Source organism: Streptomyces bathyalis, assembly GCF_015910445.1.
In the GTDB taxonomy this organism is placed as follows: domain Bacteria; phylum Actinomycetota; class Actinomycetes; order Streptomycetales; family Streptomycetaceae; genus Streptomyces; species Streptomyces bathyalis.
Genome location: NZ_CP048882.1, coordinates 6803316 through 6826903, shown reverse-complemented (window position 1 = coordinate 6826903; position 23588 = coordinate 6803316). Strand labels below are relative to the sequence as shown.

The following is a 23588-nucleotide window of genomic DNA, read 5'->3' as shown; positions in this document are numbered from 1 at the left end:
GGAGGTCACAGGCCCGCAGCGGCCTTCCCGGGCGGTTGCACGCCTGCTGTGGGCACATCTAGTGTCCCGCTTGGACACATGAATCCATCCATGTTGGGGGGCGGCAGGTGGGTAAGGCTCTCCCCACGTCCCAGCGCGCGTACCAGTACGCGAAGGAACAGATACTCGACGGCATCCTCGCCGGGGGCGACCTGATCAGCGAGGGCACGGTCGCCGCCGCGCTCGGCATCAGCCGTACGCCCGTGCGTGAGGCATTCCTGCGGCTGGAGTCGGAGGGCCTTCTGCGGCTCTACCCCAAGCGCGGCGCGGTGGTGGTGCCGGTCTCCGCGAAGGAGGTGGAGACGGTACTGGAGACGAGGGAGCTCATCGAGTCCTTCGCCGCCGAGAAGGTCTCCTCGCTCGGACCGGCGGTGCTGGGGCGGCTCGTGGAGGAGCTCCGTGACCAGCTCCAGGAGCAGAGGAAGCTGCGGGAGGCCGGGGACGGCAAGGCGTTCGTCGCCGCCGACCAGGTCTTCCACCAGCTGATCGTCCAGGCCGCCGACAACCCGATCCTGCTGGACCTGTACGCGGGGCTGCGTGACCGCCAGCAGCGCATGGGCCTGTACGCGGTCTTCAACGACAGCGACCGGCTGCGCGCCACGAACCACGAGCACGTCGAACTCGTCGCGCTGCTCGAGAAGGGCGACCTCGCGGCCTACCGGGACGCGCTGCGCGGGCACCTGCGTGGCACCCGCGCAGCGGTCCTCGGGTTTCAGGACAGGAGCATCCAGCCGAGCACGGATGTGGACTGAAGGAAGACCAGGACGCACATCAGCAGAAGCAGCACCAGGCTCCAGCCGACGACCTTCCTCAGCAGTTCCGGCTCCCGTCCGCCCAGGCCGGTGGCCGCGGCGGCGATGGCCAGGTTCTGAGGGGAGAGCATCTTGCCGAGGACACCGCCGGAGCTGTTGGCCGCGGCGAGAAGCTCCGGGGCGTAGCCGGAGTTCTTGGCGGCCGTCACCTGGAGGATGCCGAACAGGGCGTTGGCGGAGGTGTCGGAGCCCGTGACCGCGACTCCGAGCCAGCCCAGCACCGGTGAGAGGAAGGCCAGCGCGGCCCCGGCGCCCGCGATGAAGTTGCCGATCGTGGACGTCTGCCCGGACAGGTTCATCACATAGGCCAGGGCCAGCACCGTGGCCACCGTGAGGATCGCCCAGCGCAGCTGGTGCAGGGTGCGTCCGTACGCGCGGGTGGCGACACGGGGTGACACGGCCAGGAGCACCGCTGTGATCACGCCGCTGAGGAGCAGCATCGTGCCCGTCGCGGGCAGCCAGTCGAACTTGAAGACCGTGGAGGCCGCGGGCTTTCCGCTGACGGGATCGGCGACGTGCAGGCCGGGCCAGTTCAAGAGGGCGGTGCCCTTCTCCTCCAGCACCGTCTTCACCGCCGGCAACTTGGTCAGCGCGAAGACGACGATGATCACGATGTAGGGCAGGTAGGCGTTGACCGCCGCGCGGGTGCTGTCCCGCGTCTCTCCGTCCGGGTCCGTGACCGTCTCCGTGCGCTTGGTCTGCGTCGCGGGCTCCGCGCCGCCGCTGCCGGCTCCCGTACCGCCCGGCGCCGCGCTGCCGTCACCCGCTGCCGCGTCGCCGCCCGCCGGGGCGGAGCCGTCCGGCTCGTCGCCGGAGATCTCCTCCGGTGCGGGCGAGGGGATTGTTGCCATCCGCATGACCAGCACCAGCACGCCGACGGAGACGAGCGCGGCGACGACGTCCGTCAGCTCGACGGACATGTAGTTGGAGCAGACGAACTGGGCCACGGCGAAGGAGAGTCCGCATGCCAGGGCGGGCCACCAGGTCTGCCTCACACCGCGCTTGCCGTCCACCAGGTAGACCAGCAGCACCGGGACGACGGCGGCCAGCAGCGGCGTCTGGCGGCCGACCATGGAGGAGACGTCCTCGAGCGGCAGGCCCGTCAGTTCGGAGAGCGTGATGACGGGCGTGCCCATGGCACCGAACGCCACCGGAGCGGTGTTGGCGACCAGCGCGACCGTAGCCGCCTTGAACGGCTTGAAGCCCAGAGCGATGAGCATCACCGAACTGATCGCGACGGGGGCCCCGAAACCGGCCAGCGCCTCGAGGAGCGCCCCGAAGCAGAAGGCGACGATGACGGCCTGGAGGCGCTGGTCGTCGGAGAGCCTTCCGAAGGAGCGGCGCAGCACTTCGAAGTGACCCGTATCGACGGTCATCTGGTAGACCCACAGGGCGTTGACCACGATCCACATGATCGGGAACAGCCCGAACAGGGCGCCCAGGACAGCGGAGTTGAGGCTCTGCCCCACGGGCATGCCGTACGCGGCGACCGCGACGACGATCGACGTGGCGAGCGCCGCGACCGCGGAGAGCCATGCCTGGACGCGCAGCACGCCCAGGAGCACGAAGAAGACGACCAGTGGGAGGGCGGCGACTAGCGACGACAGTCCCAGCGAACCGCCCAGCGGATCGAGTACGGGTTGGAACACGGTGCCTCCGGTGACGAGTTGGGACTCGGGGGACGGATCACCAGGGCCTGACGCCGCGTATGGAGGCGTCGATGACCTGGACGGGGTGCAGCACGGGGAGCTGCTTGTCGAGATGGCGCGAAATCTGCAGCAGACAGCCGGGGTTGGCCGTCACCACGGCGTCGGGCGCCGTGGAGCGCACGTTGTCCGCCTTGCGGCGGCCGAGTTCCTCCGCGGGCCGGGGCTGGATGAGGTTGTAGACGCCGGCGGAGCCACAGCACATGTCGGCCTCGGGGATGTCGACCACTTCCAGCTCGGGGACGCTCCGCAGGACGGCACGCGGCTGTTCGCGGACGCCCTGCGCGTGAGCGAGGTGGCACGCCTCGTGGTGTGCGAGGCGTGCGGCCACGGGGTGCCGGGGGGCGAGCGGGGTGAGTTCGGCGAGGAGTTCGGAGACGTCGCGCACCTTCGCCGCGAACGCCTCGGCGCGCTCGCGGTATTCGGGATCGTCGGCGAGCAGCCGCCCGTACTCCTTGAGCGTCGAGCCGCAGCCCGCCACGTTGACGACGATCACGTCGACGCCGAGCGGTTCGAAGGTGTCGATCAACTGCCGTGCCCGGCGGGCCGCTTCCTCCTCACGTCCGGTGTGCTCGCTGAGCGCGCCGCAGCAGCCCTGCGAGGGAGGCGCGACCACGTCGCAGCCCTCGGCGGTCAGCACGCGCACCGTGGCCTCGTTGACCTGGGCGAAGAAGACCTGCTGCACGCAGCCGGTGACCATGCCGACGGTGCGGCGTGCGGTGGTCCGCCGGCTGCCACCGTCCCCCGTGGCCGGGGCGGTGACGGCACGGGCCGGGCTGCGGTCCGGTGTCTTGCGCAGCGCGGAGCGCAGGGGCACGTCCGGCATCAGCGCCTCCAGCGCGCGCAGCCTCGCCGGGAGCCGTCGCAGCAGCCCCGTGCGGTGCAGCACGCGGCGGATGCCCAGCCGCTGGTAGAGGGCGCCGAGGACGGCGGCGACGCGCAGCCGTCCCGGGTACGGGAACAGGCGGAAGATCAGTCCGCGGAAGGCGCGGTCGGAGCGTGAACGTGCCCAGTTGCGTTCGATCTGCGGGCGCACCGACTCGATGAGCCGGTCGTACTGCACGCCGGACGGGCATGCCGTCACACAGGCCATGCAGCCCAGACAGTTGTCGAAGCTGGCGACGGCGGCGGCGTCCAGCGTGGCGTCGCCCTCGTTGATGAGCTGCATCTGGTAGATGCGCCCACGAGGTGAGTTCATCTCCTCGCCGCTCAGCGTGTACGTGGGGCAGGCGGGCAGGCAGAAGCCGCAGTGCACGCAGTCGGAGATGAGCTCGGGGGACGGCGGATGGTGGGCGTCGAAGCCGCCGGACGAGGCCGGCGTCGGGGACGTTCCACCGTGCGGCGTGGTCATTCGGTGCTCCCTGAAGAGGTGCCGGGGCAGAAGAACCGGGACGGTCGGGGACGGATGGTGGTCGCGTTGCCGGGCGGACCCGGCCGGGGTCAGAACCAGGGCGCGAAGCGCCCCGGTGCACACCTGTCGTCGGGGTCGAACTGCCGCTTGAGAGAGCGCAGTACGGAAACCGCCGGCGGCGCGGGCCCCCACGAGGCTGCAGCGGCGTCCACACCGTGGCGGCGCCGCCGCAGCGTCACCGAGCCGCCGGCCTCGTGCACCGCCTCGCGCCACGCGGTGAGGCACGCGGCGTGTTCCGAAGCCTCCCCGCCGCGCAGCACGACGGTGTGCAGGCCCTGTGCGACGCCGCTGACCACAGCGGCCTCCACGCCGGTGCCCTCGGTCACCTCGCGCAGTCTCCGTGTCAGGGCGGGCAGCCGTGCGGGATGCGTGCCGGCGCGCAGTACGGTCTCGCCGTCCTCGCCGCGTACGAGGCCCGACAGCCGCTCCCAGGCGGCCCGTTCGGCCTCGGCGTCGAGCACGCGGGCGTCTTCGAGGCCCGGAACCTCCGGGGCGAGGCGGCCGCGCGCCGCCGCGCTCTCCTCGGTCCCCTGGAATCGGATGAGCAGCTGCTGCCCGTCCCATTCGATTGCGACGGGCTCCAGCGGCGAGCGCATGACGGCACGCGCCGCCGAGAGCGCACGGTCGGCGTCGTCCACCGCGACGGCGAGTGTCGTGGTGGCGGCGGGCAGCGGGTGGACGCGCAGATTGAGCCGGGCGACGAGGCCGAAGGCACCGAGCGAGCCGGCAATCAGCTTCACCAGGTCGTATCCGGCGACGTTCTTGATGACGTCGCCGCCGGTGCGGGCCACGGTGCCGTCCGCGAGCACGAGCGTCGCGCCGATCACCAGGTCCGCGAGGCCGCCGTACTTCAGGCGCCTCGGCCCGGCGTCCCCGCACGCCAGCAGTCCTCCCAGCGTCGCTCCCCGGCTGCCGGTGGGCGGGTCCACCGGCAGCCACTGCCCGGCGGGGGCCAGCAGTTCCTGGAGCCGCGTGAGGGGCATGCCTGCCTCGACACCCACCGTCCAGTCCTCGGGGGCGTGGCTGATCAGGCGGTCCAGGCCGGAGGTCTCCAGTACGAGACCGGTCCCGGCGACGGGCGCTCCCCAGTTCAGCGCCGTGCCCGCACCCTCGAACAGCACCGTCCGCCGCTCGCCTGCCGCGGTGGCGAGGGCGTCGGCTGCCTCCGCGAGGCCGGACGGGCGTACGCGGGAGGGTCCTTCACCGGCGCGCGTCCCGGACTCGTCCGCGGGCGGGGGCACTTGGGCGGATTCCGCGTCCGTCGACGTGTCCGTGGGCGGCGTGGTCTCCCGCAGCGTCCCCGGGGACTCCTCGGTCACCTCTTCTCACAACCTCTCGATCACGCCAGCCGCTTCCAGCGGGTGCGGCCGGTAGCGGCCGGGAGCCTCTCCGCACAGCCGCGGAGTGGGCAGCACCTTCCCGGGGTTGGCGATGCCTTCCGGGTCGAAGGCGGCACGCAGCTGCCGCATCACCGCCAGGTCCGTCTCGCCGAACATCTCCGGCATGGAGCACGCCTTGTCCAGGCCGATGCCGTGCTCGCCGCTGAGCGACCCGCCCAACTCCACGCACATCTCGGCGATTTCGGCGGCCAGCTTCTCGGCACGCTCCGCCTCGCCCGCCTGCTCGTCGAAGAGGACGAGGGGATGCAGGTTGCCGTCCCCCGCGTGGAAGACGTTGGCCACGCGCAGGCCTTCGGCACCGGACATCGCGGCGATGCGGCTCAGCGCCTCCGACAGTCGGGTCCGCGGTACGACACCGTCCTGCACGAAATAGTCCGGGCTGATGCGTCCCACGGCGGCGAACGCGGCCTTGCGGCCCTTCCAGATCAGCGCCCGCTCTTCGGCCGTGTCGGCGATCCGTACGTTGGTGGTGCCCTTCTCGTGGCAGAGCGCGACGACTTTCTCGAACTGCTCGTCGCATTCGTGCTCCATGCCGTCGAGTTCGACGACGAGAGCCGCCGTGGCGTCGAGGCTGTAGCCGGCGTTCACCGCCGCCTCGCACGCCTCGATGGCGAGGGCGTCGAGCATCTCCACCGCCGCGGGCACGATCCCCGAGGCCATGATCCCGCTGACTGCCTCCCCCGCGGCCTCGACCGTCGGGAAGTCCGCGACCAGGGTGCGCACGCTCTCGGGTGTGCGCAGCAGCCGGACGGTGATCTCCGTGGCGATGCCGAGGGTGCCCTCGGAGCCGATGAACAGGCCCCGCAGATCCGGTCCGGCGCTCTCCGGCGCGTCTCCGCCGAGTTCGGCGACCGACCCGTCGGGCAGCACGACGCGCAGCGCGGTCACATGGTGCACGGTGAAGCCGTACTTGACGCAGTGGGCGCCGCCGGAGTTCTCGGCGACGTTCCCGCCGATGGTGCACACGACCTGGCTGGACGGATCGGGCGCGTAGTAGAGGCCGTGCGGAGCGGCGACACGCGAGATCTCGGCGTTGGTCACCCCCGGCTGGAGGACCATCCGCCGGTCGTCCGGATCGAAGTCCAGCACCTGACGCATGCGGGCGAGGGAGATCACCACTCCCTGCGCCACGGGCACCGCTCCCCCCGAGAGTCCCGTGCCTGCACCCCGCGCGACAAACGGCAGTCCGGCCTTCGCGCACAGCGAGACGGCGGCGGCGACCTCCTCGGTGCTGCGCGGCAACACCACCAGGGCGGGGACTTCACGGAAGCCGGTCAGCCCGTCACACTCGTAGGTCCGCAGCTGGAGCGGGTCCGTCAGCACGGAATCCGCCCCCAGCGCGGCTTCGAACTCTCGGCGCAGTGCGGTGTCGATCATGGCACCGTGCCTCCTGACCCGTAGATCCTCCGACGGAACGGCAGTTCAGCGAATTCCGAAGTCCGGTATTCAAGGACCGCGTCACGGAACCTAGGGTCCTTGTATCTATGGGTCAACCCTTCGTTGCATCTATGTTTCACAACGTCTCCGCCCTCGCCACGGCACCGCACGGAACCGGGCACCTTTCCCGGTCGGCGCACGTGGCGGACCGCTCACCGGGCCGTCACCGGGCGTTGAGACTTCCGGCGACCCCACTGCTCGCCGTCCTGCAGCGTTGTCCGGCAAACCCTCAACGGGCACTTCAATGAGATGATTGAAGCCCACTCCGAGGCGGGGTGGCCGGGCAGATCAGGCGGGGAGACGAGATGAAGTTCCTTCTCGAAGTCGACATGGGTGACACGGCGTTCGACGGGAACGCCGCGAGCGAGCTGGGGCGCATCCTGCGCTTCTGGGGCGGCAACCTGCGCCACTACGAACTGAAGCCGGGCACCGGCGAGACCCTCTACGACTCCGCCTACCGCGACGTCGGCCGTTGGGCCGTCGTCGCCGACGACGAGTCCTGACCGATTCCCCCGCTACGCCCTCATGTGACCGGTACGCTCACCACGGGTGACGTCACGGAGCAGTGGAGCGCAGACGGGGGATCAACATTGCCCGCACCGAAGGAACTCGACCCCTCCGCGTCCCTGGCCGCGCTGTACGGGGTGAAGCTCCGCAAGCTCCGCACCCGCGCCGGGTGGACGCAACGGGAGCTGGGCGACCGGATCCCCGTCGCCCACAGTCGCATCGCCCAGTTCGAACTCGGCAACGAGACACCGCCCAGGGACGTCTGCACGATGCTGGACGAACTCCTCGCGGCGGACGGGGACTTGATCGACCTCTGGGGTCACATCAAGCGGACGCCGTATCCCGACTGGGCGCGCGCCTTCATGGCGAACGAGGCAAGGGCCGTGAGGATGCTCAAGTACGTGGCGCACGCCATCCCGGGTCTGCTGCAGACCGAGGCATACGCGCGTGCACTGGTCCGCATCAGCCGCCCTCGCGACACCGAGCAGCAGGTCGAGGACCTCGTTGCCACACGCCTCGACCGGCAGAGCCTCCTTCGCGGCGACTCTCCTCCCCTGTTGTGGTGCGTGCTGGACGAGGCTGTGATCCGACGGCCTGTCGGCGGACTGAGCGTCATGCGCGAGCAGTTGGGTCACCTGCTGGCCATGGCCCGGACCCCCCACGTCGTCGTACAGCTACTGCCGTTCGACAAGGGGGAGCACCCCGTCATGGGCGGCTCGTTGACGCTGTTGAGCTTCGAGAAGGGCAAGGATGTCGCCTACACCGAGAGTTCACACTCCGGGGAGCTGCTGGAGGATCCGGACGAGGTGGCGGAGTACGCACTCGCCTACGATCTGCTTCAAGCGAAGGCCCTGCCGCCTGACGAGTCGATGACCGTGATCGGTTCAGCCGCAAAGGAGTACGGCGCATGCGCGACGCAAGAGCTGACCTGAGCAACTCGTCCTGGCGCAAGAGCAGTTACAGCAACGGGCAAGGCGGCGACTGCCTCGAAGTGGCCGTCGGCGTCCACGGGTTCGCGCCCGTCAGGGACACCAAGCGCCCCGACGGGCCGACGCTGGAGTTCACGGCCGCCGCATGGTCCGCCTTCGTCGACGACGTCAAGGGCACCCGCTGAACCCGCAGCCGGGCCGCCTCGGTTACTAGCGGTTACCCGCCGTCGGGAGCCGTGCGTGGCCGACCGCCGCACGCCCACCGAACAGGCACTACGCAGGTGAGCGGCCGAATTCCCTCACATACCCTCCCCTGATTCCACGCATGGGAAGATCCTCATTTCCCTAGGCAACGGGGCGCGCAGCGAGGTAATTTTCGCGGTCAGTCACTGAACGTCGTGACGCAAGCAGACGGGGTGGGGTCGATGTGCTGTGCGTGACTACAGCCTTCCGTCGCTGGTGGAGCCGCTGAGATCAGGCGGGCTGGCCGACTCCGTCTACGAACTGGCCGCGCGGGAACCGGGGTTGCCGCAGCTGGCACGCCGCGAAGGTCCTGACGGCAGCACAGGCCCGTGGCGCGAGATGACGGCCGCCGCCTTCGCCTCCACGGTGCTGAAGCTCGCCAAGGGCCTGCTGACGCAAGGCATCGGCTTCGGCGACCGGGTCGCCTTCATGACCCGTACGCGGCACGAGTGGACGCTCTTCAGCTTCGCGCTGTGGTCGCTCGGTGCCCAGGTCGTGCCCCTGTATCCGGCGTCCTCCCCGGAGCAGTTGCGCTGGGTCCTCGGCGACTCGGGTGCGTGCGCCATCGTCGTCGAGCACGAGACCGACGCCATGACCGTGGGCTCGGTGGTCGACGGGCTGCCGCAGCTGCGGCACATCTGGCAGCTCGACGCCGGCTGTGTGGCGTGGCTGACGGAGGCGGGCCGCCCGGTCGAGGACAACGAGGTGCACCGTCACCGCTGGGCCGTCGTACCGGAGATGACGGCGGCGGTCATCTACACCTCGGGCACCACCGGTCGTCCGCGCGGATGCGTGATCACTCACCGCAACCTTGCCTCGGAATGCGACACGATCCTCGCCGGCTGGGGCCGGCTGATGGGTGAACCGGGTCAGCAGCCGTCCATTCTGGCTTTTCTGCCCGTCGGTCATGTCTACGGCGTGATGGTGACGGTGATGTGTATTCGGGGCGGCTATCTGCTGGGGCATCAACCATCCATTTCCGCAAAGGAATTGATGCCCGCGATAAGATCCTTCCGGCCGACGTGTCTGTATGCGGTGCCGTACTTCTTCGAGAAGTTCTACGCGGGCGCGCGGATGATGGCGGAGAAGGCCGGCCGCGGAGTCATGTTCGACCGGGCGATGGCCGTCTCCCGGCGCTACGCGGAGGCCGCGGAGGCACAGGCGCTCGGGGCCGGGCCCGGCCCCGGTGCGGGCCTGCGGGCACGGCACGCGGTCTACGACCGTCTGGTCTACCGGCAGTTGAGAGACGTGCTCGGCGGCCGCACGCGCAACGTGGTCTCCGCGGGCTCCACGCTCAGCCGTGAACTCGGGCTGAAACTCGCCGGTGCGGGCATCGTCGTCTACGACTGCTACGGGCTGACGGAGACCACGTGCGCCATCACCGCGCAGCCCCCGGGGCGGCCGCGGTTCGGCACGGTGGGCCGTCCCATGCCGGGCGCCTCGGTCCACATCGCCCGCGACGGAGAGGTGTGGGTGCGGGGCCCGATGGTCTTCCCCGGCTACACCGGCCGCTCGGAGGGGACGGCGACGCGGCACGCGGCCTACCCGGGCGATCTCCGGGCCGCGCCGGCACCGGGGCAGGGGCAGGGGCCCGAGGTCGGCGGCGCGCATGCCCAGGACCATTACGAGGAGACGTTGCGCGACGGGTGGCTCGGCACGGGCGACGTGGGCTACCTCGACGACGGCTATCTCGTCATCACGGGCCGCAAGAAGGACGTCATCATCACCAGCTCCGGCAGAAGCGTCTCACCGCTGATGCTGGAGACCCGCCTGCGCGCGCATCCGCTCATCTCCCAGGCGTTCGTCGTGGGCGACGAACGTCCCTACGTCGCCGCACTGGTGACGCTGGACCCGGAGGTACTGGAGCAGTGGCGCAAGGGCCGCGAGCAGTGGGGTCCTTCGGGCCCCGGCTACGGCAACACGCCTGCGGAGGAACTGGAACGCGAGGTGGGACGGGCCGTGGCGGCGGCCAACAGCGCACTGTCACGGGCCGAATCGATTCGCTCGTACCGCATCCTGCCGGAGGAGTTCAGCATGGCCGACGGCCTGGTGACGCCGTCTTTCAAGCTGCGGCGGGCGGAGATCACGCGGATGTATGCGGCTGAGATCGAGGAACTCTACTCGGAGTGATTGTCAAGCGGCGCCGGAGCAGACACGGCAGATACCACTTGGTAATGTAGCAGTGTTGAACGCCGAAGGACCGGTTCTTGTCAGGTCGAGACGAAGCCTCGACCACATCCTCACACACACCATTAGCGTCCGTCGCACTTCGAAGATGTGTGTGGAGAGGAGGGCGGATGCGGTCCGCCATGACTTCCGGGCGGGCGATCGGCACAGTGCTGGTCGTCCTCGGGTTGGTCGCGACCCTCGCCGCGCTGCTGCTACCGGTCAAGTTCTTCGACGGTAACCGCAGCCTCGCGCTCGCCCGGTCGGGATGGCAGGACGACGGTAAGGGAACTCGGAAAACAGAATTCGGTCCCCTTACCCCGATGGACCGCGACTTCATACGCAAGGTGCGGAATGCCGGTTTGTGGGAACTTCCTGCCGGTCAGTCCGCACAGGAGCGCGGGACTACCAAGTCGGTGCGGATCGTGGGCGATCATCTCGTCGACGGGCACGAGGAGTTGGACCGGCGTGCCATCGAGGCCGGTCGCACCCTGAAGGTTTCTCTTCCGAACCAGCCTGCCGGTAAGAACCAGGACTACCTGGACGAGATCGACAGGGCCAAGGGCAAGGAATTCGACAAGGTGCTGGTCGAAAGGCTCCGCCAGGCTCATGGCGTGGTCTTCGGCCTCGTCGGCCTTGTACGCGATCAGACCCGCAACTCAATGGTGCGGTCGTTGGCGACCCGGGCCAACACCATTGTCCTCGACCACATCACAGTCCTGGAGGACACAGGGCTCGTGAAGTTCGAGGCGCTGAACGACGTGAAATGAGTGGAGTGAAGTCAATATGAGACAAAAAGGCCACAAACGCTCGCGCACGGCGAATAAAACGATAGCTATCGTCGCAGCGCTGGTGGTCGGTGGTGGTGGCGCAGCGGCGATAGGTGTAAGCGCCTTCGCGGGGTCGGAGAACTCCGGGCCCGCCGCGAGCACGATCGACTGTCCTGATGTGAGCCTTGCACTGGACCAGGTACCCAACGGTGCCAAGGAGTCAGTGGGTCAGAAGCTCGCCACTCTGGATCAGCAGGTCGCTCAGGCCTACGGCCAGTGGCACTCCCAGGAGAAAAGCTCCGAAGAGGCCCTGGGCGAGTTGAACCAGCAGCGCTCCCAGACGATCCAGAGCATCGGGCAGGACCTGCAGAACGCCGGCGCCGAGCAGCCCGCCGACATGGGATCGATGGCTCAGTGCCAGATGATGCAGGACCAGGCCGCCGCTGAGGGCGAAGAGCAGGGTGAGGGTGCCCAGCAGGGCCCCAAGGCCGAGGACTTCGTCAACATCGAGGACGTCCAGCCGAACGCCTCCAAGGAGGCGGACCCGGGCGGCAGCTTCGAGACGAAGTGCGGTGCCAACGAGAACGAGCACTTCAACTCGGACAACGTCATCGCTGCTCCGGGCGTTCTGAACGGTGCCCACCACGTGCACGACTACGTGGGTAACGAGGACACCAACCAGGCGTCCAGCGACGAGTCCCTCGCGGCCGCAGGCACCACCTGCGCCAAGGGTGACCAGTCGACCCACTACTGGCCCGTGATCCGTTCGCTGGACGGGAACGAGGACCAGCGGGGCGCCGTCCAGGAGAGCGACGCAGCCGGCGAGCAGGCCGGTGAGGAGCAGGGTGGCGACCAGGCCGGCGATGACCAGGCCGGGAACGAGGTCGGCACCAACAGCGTCGCGAACGGCGACGAGGGCCAGGACCAGGGCCAGGTCGAAGGCGCTGACCAGGGTGCCGACCAGGGTCAGGTCGAGGGCGCTGACCAGGGCCAGGTCGAGGGTGCGGACCAGGGCCAGGACCAGGGCCAGGAACAGCCCCCCGCCGAGGACCAGGGCCAGGACCAGGGCCAGGAACAGCCTCCGGCCGAGGACCAGGGTCAGGAACAGCCTCCGGCTGAGGGCGAGGACCAGGGCCAGGACCAGGGCCAGGACCAGGGCCAGGAACAGCCCCCCGCCGAGGGCGAGGACCAGGGCCAGGACCAGGGTCAGGGTGAAGGTGAAGAGGACCAGGTCGGCGGCGGCGAAGGTGCCGAGGCCCAGCCTGGTGACGGTGGTGCCAACGACCTCAACGTCGGCAGCATCCTCGCCCCCGAGCCCACCATCAAGCTGACCTCCGGCGGTGCCGACCAGGTCACCGAGATGCCGCGCTTCCTGCGCATCATCACCGGTGACGCCAAGGCCTTCACCAACGGCGACGCGAACGCCAACGCATCGTGGAGCTGCGAGGGCTTCGAGGACCGTCAGCTGAAGGACAAGTACCCGATCTGCCCCGAGGGCAGCAAGATGATCCGTACGTTCAACTTCCAGAACTGCTGGGACGGTCAGAACACGGACAGCGGCAACCACCGCGACCACATGGAGTTCTCGGACGAACAGGGCAACTGCCCCGAGGGATTCCAGAACATCCCGCAGGTGGAGCAGACGATCAAGTACGACATCCCGCAGCAGAACTTGGTCAACGCTGACACACCATTCGCGGTGGACTCCTTCCCGGAGCAGCTGCACAACCCGATCACGGACCACAGTGACTTCATCAACGTCATGCCCGAGGACCTGATGAAGACCGCCGTGGACTGCATCAACGAGAACAAGGAGTGCTGATGTAGGACCCGCTGCGGGGCTCGCCTCGGGCCCCGCAGCGGGAGGGCACACAGAAGAGGCCCGGACACAGATCCTGTGTCCGGGCCTCTTCCTTGTTCTCTCGGTGTTCTGTTGTCAGTGCCTCACTCGTGGATTCCGGGTCGGCACCCGGTACGCGAATACCGGGTGCCTGCGGTCACAGACCGTTGACCCGAGCCTCACGTGCGACGCCCAGCGGGCGGACGCCCGTTGTGTTGGTGCGCGCCCTGCGGCCTGCACGGGTGCGCTGCCGGCGTATCTGACCCAGCAGCCGGCGGCCGCGAAGGGTCATCTCCAGTTCGAAACGGGTACGCGGATCGCGCAGCGCCGAGCCGAACAGCTTCTCTATCTGACGCAGCCTGTAACGCACCGTCTGGGGGTGCACCTGCAGCGTCTTCGCCGCCTCAGGTGCTCCACCGCTCTCCAGCCACGCCAGCAGCGTGACCTCGAGACGCTCGCTCTGCCGCGGGGTGAGCTCGGCGAGGGGGCCGAGCCAGCGGGAGGAGAGCGCACAGGCGAGTGATTCGTCCTGCAGCAGAAGAAGCATGGACAGATGGTCGTCGACGAAGAGGACCTTTCCGTCCTGGTTGGTGCCGATACCACCGTTGATGGCGTTGGCACCCGGTGCTGCCGGTGGAGGGGTCAGCTCCAGCAGCCGCCGGGCCCAGCGCACCGATGAACCCGCGTCGCTCAGCGGGACGGTGTGCCCGACCGCAGCAGTACGACCGCGAAGCACGGTCTCCAGCGCTTCGCGGTCCTCTTCGGGGTCGGGTATCAGCAGGCACAGCTCACTCTCGACGGGGCTGACCAGCGCATTGCCGAGCGCGGCGGCGAGCTGGGGGACCTCGCTGGGTGAGGCGAGGGCTATCGCACGCACGGTCTCGGGCAGCGGCCACCTTGCTGACCTGGCCAGTTCCGTCAGTCGTGATTCCGGGAATTCCTCCTCTCCCATGAGTGCCGTGAACAGTTGACGCCGGGCTCGGTCGATGGGAACCGCAGCTGTGACGTTGTCGGCCTGGGTTCCGGTTCCCGCGTCCGTTTCCTTTGTTTCCGGGGAGTGATGCCCCAGTGCCGCCAGCAATGCCTGCTCCACGGCCCATTGAGCATCTTCTCGGTCAATTTCCCGTAGAAAAGCGGACATTGCCGGTATGCTTCGCTGTAGAGCTTCCACCACCTGGTCTGCGACGGCGGGCAGCTCCTTTCTCTGAACGCGCGCCCACTCGCCGCGCGGGCGAGATCGGATGCGGTTGAGAACGTCGCTCATCTCTACCTCGTTCCTGCCGGGTTGGGCCTGCCCGAGCACGGGAGGACAAGCCCGCGGAGGTTGCCTCCGGTAACCGGTATCCCGCCCCGGTCCCGGAGTTGAGGGTCCCCCTGCTTCCCCTGAAGGGGCATCATCGACACCGCGGGGTGCGGCGGCGATCCCACTGCCAGAATTTGTCACAGAGCGATAAATCCTGTGAAGGTCCCGGGGAGTTCCGAGATGCTTCTGCATCCCGACCACCGCATTCCGGTCGCGCAAAGTAGAGAGCTTCACACCAGAACGTCACGGGTCATTCCCGATTCAACTGCTTTGCGGTATACGGCAGATGCGGGACCGAGGGTCAGGTCGGACTCGGCGACAGTGCGATCGGAAGATCCGGATGCCCCCAGAACAGATCCGTGTCCCGCCGGCGAGGCGCCGCCCCACGGCGCTGGCGGACCCGCGACGAGGCGACATCTCCCCTCGTCAGGGACGTCAGCGCCCGAATCCGGCTCCCAGACTCGACGTCGAGACTCCCGGACGCGGCACGGCAGCCCGATTCGTCCCCCGCTATACGGCATTCATCATCGTTTCGACCCTTGCGATAGTTTTCGCAATCAGTAATCAGTCGATGGACAGACTGTGGGCATTCGTCGAATTCGGCTCGGGAGTCTTCGCGCTTCTGCTGCTCACGTTCGCTGTCCTGTGGGGCGTGGCAGCCGCGGACCGTATGCTGCTGGACCCGAATCACCGGCTGATAGCCCAGGCGATCCACCGGGGATCGGCCGTCGGCGGCATCGGCTTCCTCGGTCTGCACATCTGGTCCAAGCTCGCTCTCGGCTCCACGAGCTGGCAGGCAGCGGCGATACCCGGGCTCGACTCGGCCCAGCCCATCCTGATCGGCATGGGCACGGTCGCCGGATATCTCTTCGTGGCGGTGACGGTCACGGGCGCCGTGCGGGGCGCCTTCGCACGCAAGGGCCAGTCACGTCTGTGGCGTGCCCTGCACATGACCGCCTACCTCGCATGGGGCGCTTCCCTGGTGCACGGCCTTCGTGCCGGCCGTGCCGTCGCCGACTGGGTGGACTGGGGATACGGCGTTGCCCTTACCGGAGTGACGGTCGTCCTGATGATGCGCCTGGCTCCCGGGCGTAACTCATCGGGCGAGAAGCGCAAGAAGGAGCAATAGTGACAGCTGTCGTGCCCTCCCCCGTCTCCGCGTCCAACGCGGACTCGGTGCCCTCCCTCGCCTCGTTCGGGCCGCCACGGCTGCTCGCGGGCCTGGGCACCGGCGCGGGATGGACCCGGCGCCTGGAGCGCGTGGGCCATCTGACGGTGCACGGAACGATGCCGGAACTGCGGCTCGAGGAACTGGTCGACCTCGCTGAGAACATCGACCTGCGTGGCCGGGGCGGTGCGGGCTTCCCCTTCGCCCGCAAGCTCAAGGCGGTCATCGAATCCGCTCACCGGCGCCAGCAAGCGCGTGCGGCCGTGGTCGTCAACGGCAGCGAGGGCGAGCCCAGCTGCCTCAAGGACACCGCGCTGCTCCTGTTCACTCCGCATCTGGTGCTGGACGGGGCGATGCTGTGCGCCCGCGCCCTCAACTCGGACGAGGTCAACGTCGCCGTGACCCGCCCCGACGTGGAGCGCTCCGTTCGCGACGCCGTCGCCGAGCGCGGCCCGGAAGGCCCCCGCATCCGCGTCATACGCATGCCGGAACGCTTCGTCACGGGCGAGTCCAGCGCGATCGTGAGCGGCCTCAACCAGCTGCCGGTGCTGCCCTCCGGTTCGGGCGTACGCGCCAGTGACGCCGGTGTCGACGGGATGCCCACGCTCCTGTCCAACACCGAGACCTTCGCGCAGCTCGCCGTCGGCGCACGCCTCGGCGCTCTCGACTTCCGCAACGTGGGTCTGCCCACGGAACCGGGCACGGTGCTGCTCACGGTGGGCGGCGACAAGGTCGTGGAGACGCCGACCGGCGCGCCGCTCCCGTACATCCTCGGACTGTGCGGCATCGACCCGGGCCAGGGCGTGCTGATCGGCGGCTATCACGGCCGCTTCCTCGAGCGGGACTCGTGCTGGCAGGCGCGCATCTCCCGCGACTCGCTCGACGCGCTGGGCAGCACGCTCGGCGCCGGCGCGGTACTGCCGCTGCCCGAGGGAACCTGCCCTGTCGGTGAGGTCGAACTGGTCGCCCGCTGGCTGGCGGAGGAGTCTGCCGGACAGTGCGGTCCCTGCTTCCTGGGGCTGCCGGCACTCGCCGACACGGTGGCCTGGGCGGCCGACGGCGGCGGGATGGACGCGCTGGACCAGCTGAAGGCTCGGGCCAAGGGGGTCAAGGGGCGCGGAGCGTGCGGCCACCCCGAGGGCACGGCACGGTTCGTCGAGTCGGCTCTGGAGAGCTTCGCCGAGGACTTCGAGGAGCACGCCCTCGGCAACGGATGCGGAAGGCCCGTCATCGGCTGCCTGGCGGTGCCGGAGCGGGTGCAGCTCGCAGCGGGCTACCAGCCCCCCGAGCGTCCCGAACGCAGCCGGCGCGCCGCCCCGCAGATCCAGCAGAAGCAGAAGCGGCTCGTCGTCGACTGGACGCTGTGCCAGGGACACGGGCTCTGCGCGGGCGTCGTCCCCGACATGATCGAGCTCGACATCGACGGCTACCCCACGGGCGCGTCCGCGACGATCCACCCGAACATGCACAAGCAGGCCCAGCGCGCCGTGCGGCGTTGCCCGGCGCTGGCGCTGCGGATCGTGGAGCGATAGGGGCACAGGGGCACAAGGGGCACTGTCGCGCACCCGCGCGAGACGCCTGCGCGATGCCCCAATTGGCGGCAGACGGCGGGGATTTCGCCGGTCAGCACATTTGACCGCGAGGCGGAACCCCGCCGTTTGGCACGATCGGACAACTTTCCGCCGCCCGGATCACTGCTGCACCACACTCACATGCCAGCCACACATATCCAGCACTGAAGGAGCGGTCATGAGGAAGCAGCGTCACGTGGCTCTGATGGGGACCGCGCTCGCACTCGCGTTGTTCGCTACGGGCTGCGGTTCCGCGGGCGATGACTACTCCGGTCAGAAGATCAAGCCGGCCGGACAGGCCGCCGACAACGGCGACGCGAGCGGCACGAGCAAGAGGGATACCCCGGCGAAGACGCTGGAGGTCAAACGCACGGCCAAGCTGGGTGACGTCGTCACCGACTCCAACGGCTGGACGCTCTACCGCTACGACGAGGACACGGCCTCGCCGTCGCAGTCCAACTGCAACGGCAAGTGCGAGAAGGCCTGGCCGCCGGTGCCGGCGAAGGACGCCAAGGCCTCGGCCGGTATTTCCAAGGAGCAGATCGGCAAGGTCAAGCGCAGCGACGGTTCCTGGCAGCTGACCCTCGGCGGCTGGCCGGTCTACCGCTTCGCGAAGGACGCCGAGCCGGGCGACTGGGAGGGCCACGGCGTCGACGGGATGTGGAACGCGCTTGCCCCCGACGGCAACAAGGCGAGTGCGCGCAACGTCAAGGACCTGCAGGCCGTGAAGAACCCGGAGCTCGGCAAGATCCTCACCGACTCGAAGGGCCGCACGCTCTACCGGTTCGACAAGGACTCGGCGTGGCCGATGAAGTCCAACTGCAAGGGCGAATGCCTGAAGTCGTGGGTGCCCGCGAAGCCTGCCGACAAGGACAAGGTCGAAGGCGTGAACCCGAAGCTGCTCAGCACCTACAAGCGTGCGGACGGCACCGAGCAGATGTCGATCGACTGCTGGCCGCTGTACTGGTTCAAGGGCGACAAGAAGCCCGGTGACATCAACGGCCAGGGCAAGATGGGCATGTGGCACGCGGCCACCGACGAGGGCAAGAGGGCAGGCGTGGCTCCCTGATCCTCCCCGTCCCTACAGCACACGGCAGGACCGGAATCCCCTCAGGGCCCGCCTCCTCGCAACGCCCCACCGGGCGTGCAGGGAGGCGGGCCCTGAGGGTGCACGGGGCCGTTTCGAGCCTGGCGCAGATCGAGGTAGAAGGCGACGAACGGCCTCAACAGCTCCTTCAGCGGCGCGAGTTCGGGCACGTCGTCACGGGTGAAGGCGGGTCTGCTCACGGGAGCAACCTTGCAGCGCGGCCGGGATGCCAGCGGGGTGTGCTGCCATGGCAGCACCACTGCCAGTGGTGCCACCGGCAGTGCCCGTGTCCGGCGACAACCGGCGACAAGGAGTCCCCCATGGCTGAGAAGTCCTCCCACCAGCACCGCCTCCTGCAGCGCCTGATCAACGGCCGCCCAGGCACGGCGAATCCGTGAACGGCTCTCTCCCGCCCGGAGAGAGCCGTTCTCAATGCCAGGGGCCAAGTGCACCTGCGAGGCCCTCAGAGGCCCCTCTGGGCCTCTTCCTGCCCCCACATCACGGAAACCGGTGGGGCACCATCCGGATATCCCCGTCCGGCAGGTCCGTCGACCGCAGCCGTGGACCGCAGCCCCGCGCGGCGTGCCGCGGTGCGCAACCGCGGCATCAGCGGGGCGCGTTGACGCGACCAGCCGGAGTCGATCGGCAGCAGCCCCGGCACGATCGTGCGGACCGTGCGCAGGCCGATGCGTTCCTGCTCGGGCGTCGTCTGGCCCACCACGATCACCCCTGCCCGGCCGCCACGAGCTCGTCGCGGCACACGGCGACGTCTTCCAGCACGTCGCCGCCGCGTGGCCGCCGCGCCTGCCAGTCGCGGCAGAGCGCCGAGGGCGGCTCCACGGACGCGGACCGGAGGCAGGGACGGACACGGACCGGAGGCAGGGACGGACACGGACCGGAGGCAGGGACGGACACGGGCCGGAGGCAGGGACGGACGTGGCGGGCCATGCGCGGCAGTCCGTACAGCTGCACGTGGTCCTTCAAGGTGCAGCACCTTGCCGAAGTCGTCGGCCGTGGCCTCCAGTTCGGCCCGTCGCGCGCCGAACCGCCGGGGCAGCTGCGGGATGCAGGTGAGCACCTGGGACAGGGCGCCTTCCAGAGCGGCGGCCGGGTCGAGGCCCGCTCCGGCGCCGAACGAGAAGCTGCCCGGGCCGCCGTCCCCGACGCGTTCCCCCGGCGCAACAGGCCGCTTCCGCCCGGCCGGAGACCCGTCAGCGCTTCAGAGGCTGCACATCGTCGCTCGTATCGGTGGAGGTGCCCTCGCCGCTCCCGGCGGCACGGGCGCGGCGGCGCAGCAGCAGCCCGCGCAGCGCGCCGACCGCGGGATCGGTCCAGCGGGCGGCGAGCGGGCCGGCGATGACCAGCAGCAGCACGTACGCGGTGGCGAGCGGGCCGATGCGCGGCTCGGCGCTCACGGCGAGCCCGGCGATGACGATGGAGAACTCCCCGCGTGCGACGAGCGCGCCACCCGCACGCAGCCGCCCGCGGCGGCTGATCCCTGCGCGCCTGGCCGCGTACCAACCAGTGACGATCTTGGTGACGATGGTGGCGAGGGCGAGCAGCAGGGCGGGGAAGAGCACCGGCGGAATCTCGGACGGCGACGTCGACAGCCCGAAGAAGACGAAGAAGACGGCGGCGAAGAGATCCCGCAGCGGCGTCAGCAGAGCCCGCGCGTTCTCCGCCGTCTCTCCCGAGAGCGCGATGCCGACGAGGAACGCACCGACCGCGGCGGAGACTTGGAGCTTCTGCGCGATCCCGGCCACGAGCAGCGTCAGCCCGAGGACGACGAGCAGCAGCATCTCCGGGGTGTCGGAGCTGACGGCGCGGCTGATGACCCGCCCGTGCCGCAGCGCGACGTACAGAACCGCACCGACGGTGCCCAGGGCGACGAGCAGCGTGACGCTGCCGCCCGCCACTCCCACCCCGGCGAGCAGCGCCGTGAGCAGCGGCAGATACACGGCCATCGACAGGTCCTCCATGACGAGGATGCCGAGGATGACCGGGGTCTCCCGGTTGCCGAGGCGGCCCAGGTCGGTGAGGACCTTCGCGATCACTCCCGAGGAGGAGATCCAGGTGACGCCCGCGAGCGCCAGGACCCCCGCCGGCCCCCAGCCGAGAAGCAGCCCGGCGAGAGCACCGGGCACGGCGTTGAGCACGAAGTCGACGATGCCGGAGGGGTATTGGGTCTTCAGGCTCGTCACGAGCTCCGCCGCGGTGTACTCGAGCCCCAGCAGCAACAGGAGCAGGAGCACCCCTATCTCGGCGCCGACCTCGATGAACCCCTCACTGGCGTTCAGGGGGAAGAAGCCACCGTGCCCGAAGGCGAGGCCGCCCAGCAGGTAGAGCGGGATCGGTGACATGCCGATGCGGCCCGCGAAGCGCCCGACGAGGCCCAACCCGAGGATCACGGCGCCCAGTTCGATGAGCAGAACGGTGGTGTCGTGCACGGGCTCGACCTGTCCCCTTCTCTACCGCCGGTCCCTGCTGCGTTCTCCTGGCGGGGACCGGCCGGGACCGGCCAGGACGGCCCGTCCCTGTGTGCGGCCCGTCAGGTGCCGCTGATGATGCGGGTGAGCTCGTCGACCCCTTCGCGGGTGCCGACGGCGACGACCTCGTCGCCCGCCTCCAGCCGGAACTCCGGCCCGGGAGAGGGGTGCGGCCCCGTACGGCGGAGCACGGCGACGATGTAGGCGCCGGTGCGTGTGCGGGCGCGGGTCTCTCCGAGCGGGCGGCTGCGGTAGGGCGACTGGGTCGTCACGGCGATGCGTTCGGTGACGAGGTCCAGGTCCATCTCGCCGGTGCCGAGGGCCGGGGTGTCGGGCGGCGCGAGCAGCGCGGCGAGGGACGCGGCCTCGTCGGAGTCGAGCGGCACCGTGGCCTGGCAGGCGTCGGGGTCGTCGGGCTCGTAGAAGCCGAGGAAACGCCGCCCGTCCTGGTGGGCGACGACGGAGATGTGGCGGCCCGCCCGGGTCTCGATGTCGTACTGCGTGCCGACTCCCGGCAGCTTGGTGCGCTGCGTGGTCATGGCTGCCTCTGCCTCCTCGGAGAGTGCGATACGGGCCGCACGGCGCGGCGAGCACGAGACTAACCCGCAGGGAGTACAGGCCCCCGGCCGCACCCGGTGGCGCCGGCCCGCACCGCGCCGGGAAGCCGCGGAGCCTGCGTGCACCACGGCGCGGACCGCCCGTGGCCGGGCCGGTGGCCGGGGACCGCGAGCGGCCCGTGGACAGGGCGCCTAGGAGCCGTCCGGGTCGGCACGCTCCAGCGCGGGCTTCGGCCCCGGCTCGGCCTCGGTCAGCAGATAGTCGGCGGCGGCGGTGTCGGTGACGAGGCTCGTCACGAGGCCGGAGCGCAGGACCGCGCCGATGGCTTCGGCCTTGCGCTGGCCGCCGGCGATGGCGATCACCTCGGGGACCCGGCGCAGCCGCTCGGCCTCGACGGTGATGCAGCGCTCTCCGAGGTCACGTCCGATGCGGCGGCCGCTCTTGTCGAAGAGGTGGGCGGACATCTCGGCGGCGACACCCAGCGAGGAGTAATGCTCGCGCTCGGTGTCGCTGAGCATGTCGTGGACGGTGGAGATGCCCGGTTCCCAGGAGCCGATGGACACGGCGGCGACCGTCACCTTGTCGAAGTACTCGAAGGCGCGGGCGATGCCGGTCTGGCTGCGCAGCGCGGCGGCGGTCGCGGGGTCGGGCAGCAGCATCGGGGCGTAGACGGGGTGCGCCTCTCCCCCGGCGACCTCGGCGGCCCGCCGCACGGCCTCGACGGATCCGCGGTCAGCCGTGCCCGCGTCGTATACGCCGGTGAGCTGCACGACGGTGCAGGGCGGCAGCTGGCGCAGCGCGGCGGCAGTGTGGATGGTGGAGCGGCCCCAGGCCAGGCCGAGCACATCCCCCTCGGTGACGAGCTCGCCGAGCAGGCCGGCGGCCACCTCACCCAGGTTCTCCGGGTCTGCGCCGTCGTCCACCGCCTCGGAAGGGGATTCGACGACGACCACGTGCCGCAGCCCGTAGCGGGCCCTCAGAGCGTCCGAGCGGTCGGCGTCCAGCTCTGCGGGAACCCTGATCTCGATGCGGACCAGGTCGCGCTCCAGCGCCGTCTCCAGCACCCGCGCCACCTTGAAGCGGCTCACGCCGAACTCGTCCGCGATCTGGATCTTGGATTTGCCCTCAAGGTAGAAGCGGCGTGCCATGGCTGCCGCCTGCATGAGCTCGGCGGGTCCCATTCGTGTGGTCCGACCCGACGACACCGCACTCACCTCACTGTCTTGCCATACGTACGCCTCAGCGCTGGACGTTCATCCTTGCAGATCCCGGGTGACCTCGATCCCAATCCTGCGCCTGCCGAACAGCTCCGCGGCCCGTCCCGGACCCTGAATCCAGTGTGCGCACACCGCACGGGCGTTCCGAATCCGCCGGACGAAGCCCCTGCGAACGATGGGCGTCGGCGCCGTGTCCCGGGAAAAGCACCGGGTCAGGGGGTCACAGGTGGCCACCGCCCGAAGGAGCCTCTGCCCGGCGTGCCGCCTCCTCCGCCTGCTGGCGCAGTCCCCGGACGGCCGCGGCGGGGTCGTCGGTGCTGTAGACGGAAGATCCCGCGACGAAGACGTCCGCGCCTGCCTCCGCGCACTGCTCGATGGTGGAGGCGGAGACCCCTCCGTCCACCTGGAGCCACATCTCGAGGCCGTGCTTGTCCATGAGCTGCCGGGCCCGGCGGATCTTCGGCAGCATTATGTCGAGGAACGCCTGCCCGCCGAATCCGGGCTCCACGGTCATCACCAGCAACATGTCCAGCTCGGGCAGCAGGTCCTCGTAGAGCTCGACGGGCGTCGCGGGCTTGAGCGCCATCGACGCGCGGGCGCCGAGCGCCTTGATCTCCCTGGCGAGCCGCACGGGCGCGCCCGCGGCCTCCGCGTGGAAGGTGACGGACCGGGCGCCCGCCTCCACGTACTGCGGCGCCCAGCGGTCCGGCTCCTCGATCATCAGGTGGCAGTCCAGAGGGATGTCGCTCGCCTTGCTCAGCGCCTCGACGACGGGTGCACCGAGCGTGAGGTTGGGGACGAAGTGGCCGTCCATGACGTCGACATGGAGCCAGTCCGCTCCGGTCACCGCTTCGGCCTCGTCGGCGAGGCGAGCGAAGTCGGCCGAGAGGATGCTGGGACTGATCTGAGCCATGTGCCTGGTGCCTGCCTATCTGAAC

General features: G+C 69.6%; 21 protein-coding genes. 10 read left to right on the top strand and 11 right to left on the bottom strand.

What is annotated here, in order from left to right:
* The first annotated feature begins 107 nt into the window (after positions 1–107).
* A complete protein-coding gene (locus G4Z16_RS29725) occupies positions 108–791 on the top strand; it encodes a GntR family transcriptional regulator (RefSeq protein ID WP_197353657.1) in 684 nt (227 codons plus the stop codon).
* Here G4Z16_RS29725 and G4Z16_RS29720 read toward each other — a convergent pair.
* The 4 genes from G4Z16_RS29720 to G4Z16_RS29705 all read right to left on the bottom strand — a co-directional run bounded on the left by G4Z16_RS29720 (position 752) and on the right by G4Z16_RS29705 (position 6745).
* A complete protein-coding gene (locus tag G4Z16_RS29720) occupies positions 752–2500 on the bottom strand; it encodes an L-lactate permease (protein WP_197353656.1) in 1749 nt (582 codons plus the stop codon). The genes G4Z16_RS29725 and G4Z16_RS29720 overlap by 40 nt on opposite strands.
* A 37-nt stretch (positions 2501–2537) precedes the next feature.
* Positions 2538–3908, bottom strand: a complete 1371-nt coding sequence (locus G4Z16_RS29715; RefSeq protein ID WP_197353655.1) for a (Fe-S)-binding protein — start codon at positions 3906–3908, stop codon at positions 2538–2540.
* Between the two features lie 89 nt (positions 3909–3997).
* Complete coding sequence (locus G4Z16_RS29710; RefSeq protein WP_197353654.1) at positions 3998–5287, bottom strand: FAD-binding oxidoreductase; 1290 nt, start codon at positions 5285–5287, stop codon at positions 3998–4000.
* Between the two features lie 6 nt (positions 5288–5293).
* Positions 5294–6745 (bottom strand): FAD-binding oxidoreductase, encoded by a 1452-nt coding sequence (locus G4Z16_RS29705; RefSeq protein WP_197353653.1) that lies wholly within the window; start codon positions 6743–6745, stop codon positions 5294–5296.
* A gap of 365 nt (positions 6746–7110) precedes the next feature.
* On the opposite strand from G4Z16_RS29705, the gene G4Z16_RS29700 reads away from it, so the two are divergent.
* From G4Z16_RS29700 to G4Z16_RS29675, 6 genes are all read left to right on the top strand, one after another.
* A complete protein-coding gene (locus G4Z16_RS29700) occupies positions 7111–7308 on the top strand; it encodes a hypothetical protein (RefSeq protein ID WP_197353652.1) in 198 nt (65 codons plus the stop codon).
* Between the two features lie 87 nt (positions 7309–7395).
* Complete coding sequence (locus G4Z16_RS29695) at positions 7396–8244, top strand: helix-turn-helix domain-containing protein (RefSeq protein WP_343070924.1); 849 nt, start codon at positions 7396–7398, stop codon at positions 8242–8244.
* Entirely contained in the window at positions 8220–8426 is a 207-nt protein-coding gene (locus G4Z16_RS29690) for a DUF397 domain-containing protein (protein WP_197353651.1), read from the top strand. Before G4Z16_RS29695 ends, G4Z16_RS29690 begins: the two co-directional genes overlap by 25 nt.
* 247 nt (positions 8427–8673) lie before the next feature.
* Complete coding sequence (locus G4Z16_RS29685) at positions 8674–10614, top strand: AMP-dependent synthetase/ligase (RefSeq protein ID WP_197353650.1); 1941 nt, start codon at positions 8674–8676, stop codon at positions 10612–10614.
* Positions 10615–10781: 167 nt separating this feature from the next.
* The gene (locus tag G4Z16_RS29680) at positions 10782–11420 is read left to right on the top strand and encodes a DUF4142 domain-containing protein (RefSeq protein ID WP_197353649.1); all 639 of its coding nucleotides are present in this window, start codon (positions 10782–10784) and stop codon (positions 11418–11420) included.
* Between the two features lie 178 nt (positions 11421–11598).
* Complete coding sequence (locus G4Z16_RS29675; protein WP_246531135.1) at positions 11599–13242, top strand: DUF1996 domain-containing protein; 1644 nt, start codon at positions 11599–11601, stop codon at positions 13240–13242.
* 175 nt (positions 13243–13417) lie between these two features.
* Here G4Z16_RS29675 and G4Z16_RS29670 read toward each other — a convergent pair whose 3' ends face one another.
* Positions 13418–14212, bottom strand: a complete 795-nt coding sequence (locus G4Z16_RS29670; protein ID WP_246531134.1) for a PucR family transcriptional regulator — start codon at positions 14210–14212, stop codon at positions 13418–13420.
* A gap of 922 nt (positions 14213–15134) precedes the next feature.
* Here G4Z16_RS29670 and G4Z16_RS29665 point away from each other — a divergent pair.
* From G4Z16_RS29665 to G4Z16_RS29655, 3 genes are all read left to right on the top strand, one after another.
* Positions 15135–15692, top strand: coding sequence for a hypothetical protein (locus G4Z16_RS29665; protein WP_197353647.1), 558 nt, complete (start codon positions 15135–15137; stop codon positions 15690–15692).
* Complete coding sequence (locus tag G4Z16_RS29660) at positions 15692–17263, top strand: NADH-quinone oxidoreductase subunit NuoF family protein (protein WP_197353646.1); 1572 nt, start codon at positions 15692–15694, stop codon at positions 17261–17263. Before G4Z16_RS29665 ends, G4Z16_RS29660 begins: the two co-directional genes overlap by 1 nt.
* A 217-nt stretch (positions 17264–17480) precedes the next feature.
* Positions 17481–18371 (top strand): SCO0930 family lipoprotein, encoded by an 891-nt coding sequence (locus G4Z16_RS29655; RefSeq protein ID WP_197353645.1) that lies wholly within the window; start codon positions 17481–17483, stop codon positions 18369–18371.
* 41 nt (positions 18372–18412) lie between these two features.
* On the opposite strand, the gene G4Z16_RS29650 is transcribed toward G4Z16_RS29655, so the two are convergent.
* The 6 genes from G4Z16_RS29650 to rpe form a co-directional block, all read right to left on the bottom strand.
* The gene (locus G4Z16_RS29650; protein ID WP_197353644.1) at positions 18413–18589 is read right to left on the bottom strand and encodes a hypothetical protein; all 177 of its coding nucleotides are present in this window, start codon (positions 18587–18589) and stop codon (positions 18413–18415) included.
* 263 nt (positions 18590–18852) lie between these two features.
* A complete protein-coding gene (locus tag G4Z16_RS29645; RefSeq protein WP_246531396.1) occupies positions 18853–19476 on the bottom strand; it encodes a hypothetical protein in 624 nt (207 codons plus the stop codon).
* 124 nt (positions 19477–19600) lie between these two features.
* Positions 19601–20836, bottom strand: a complete 1236-nt coding sequence (locus tag G4Z16_RS29640) for a cation:proton antiporter (RefSeq protein ID WP_197353643.1) — start codon at positions 20834–20836, stop codon at positions 19601–19603.
* A gap of 101 nt (positions 20837–20937) precedes the next feature.
* On the bottom strand, positions 20938–21414 hold the full coding sequence (locus tag G4Z16_RS29635; protein ID WP_197353642.1) for a cation:proton antiporter regulatory subunit: 477 nt from the start codon (positions 21412–21414) through the stop codon (positions 20938–20940).
* 210 nt (positions 21415–21624) lie between these two features.
* Entirely contained in the window at positions 21625–22614 is a 990-nt protein-coding gene (locus tag G4Z16_RS29630; protein ID WP_028435931.1) for a sugar-binding transcriptional regulator, read from the bottom strand.
* 256 nt (positions 22615–22870) lie between these two features.
* Positions 22871–23563, bottom strand: coding sequence for a ribulose-phosphate 3-epimerase (gene rpe, locus G4Z16_RS29625; RefSeq protein WP_197353641.1), 693 nt, complete (start codon positions 23561–23563; stop codon positions 22871–22873).
* Positions 23564–23588 lie beyond the last annotated feature (25 nt).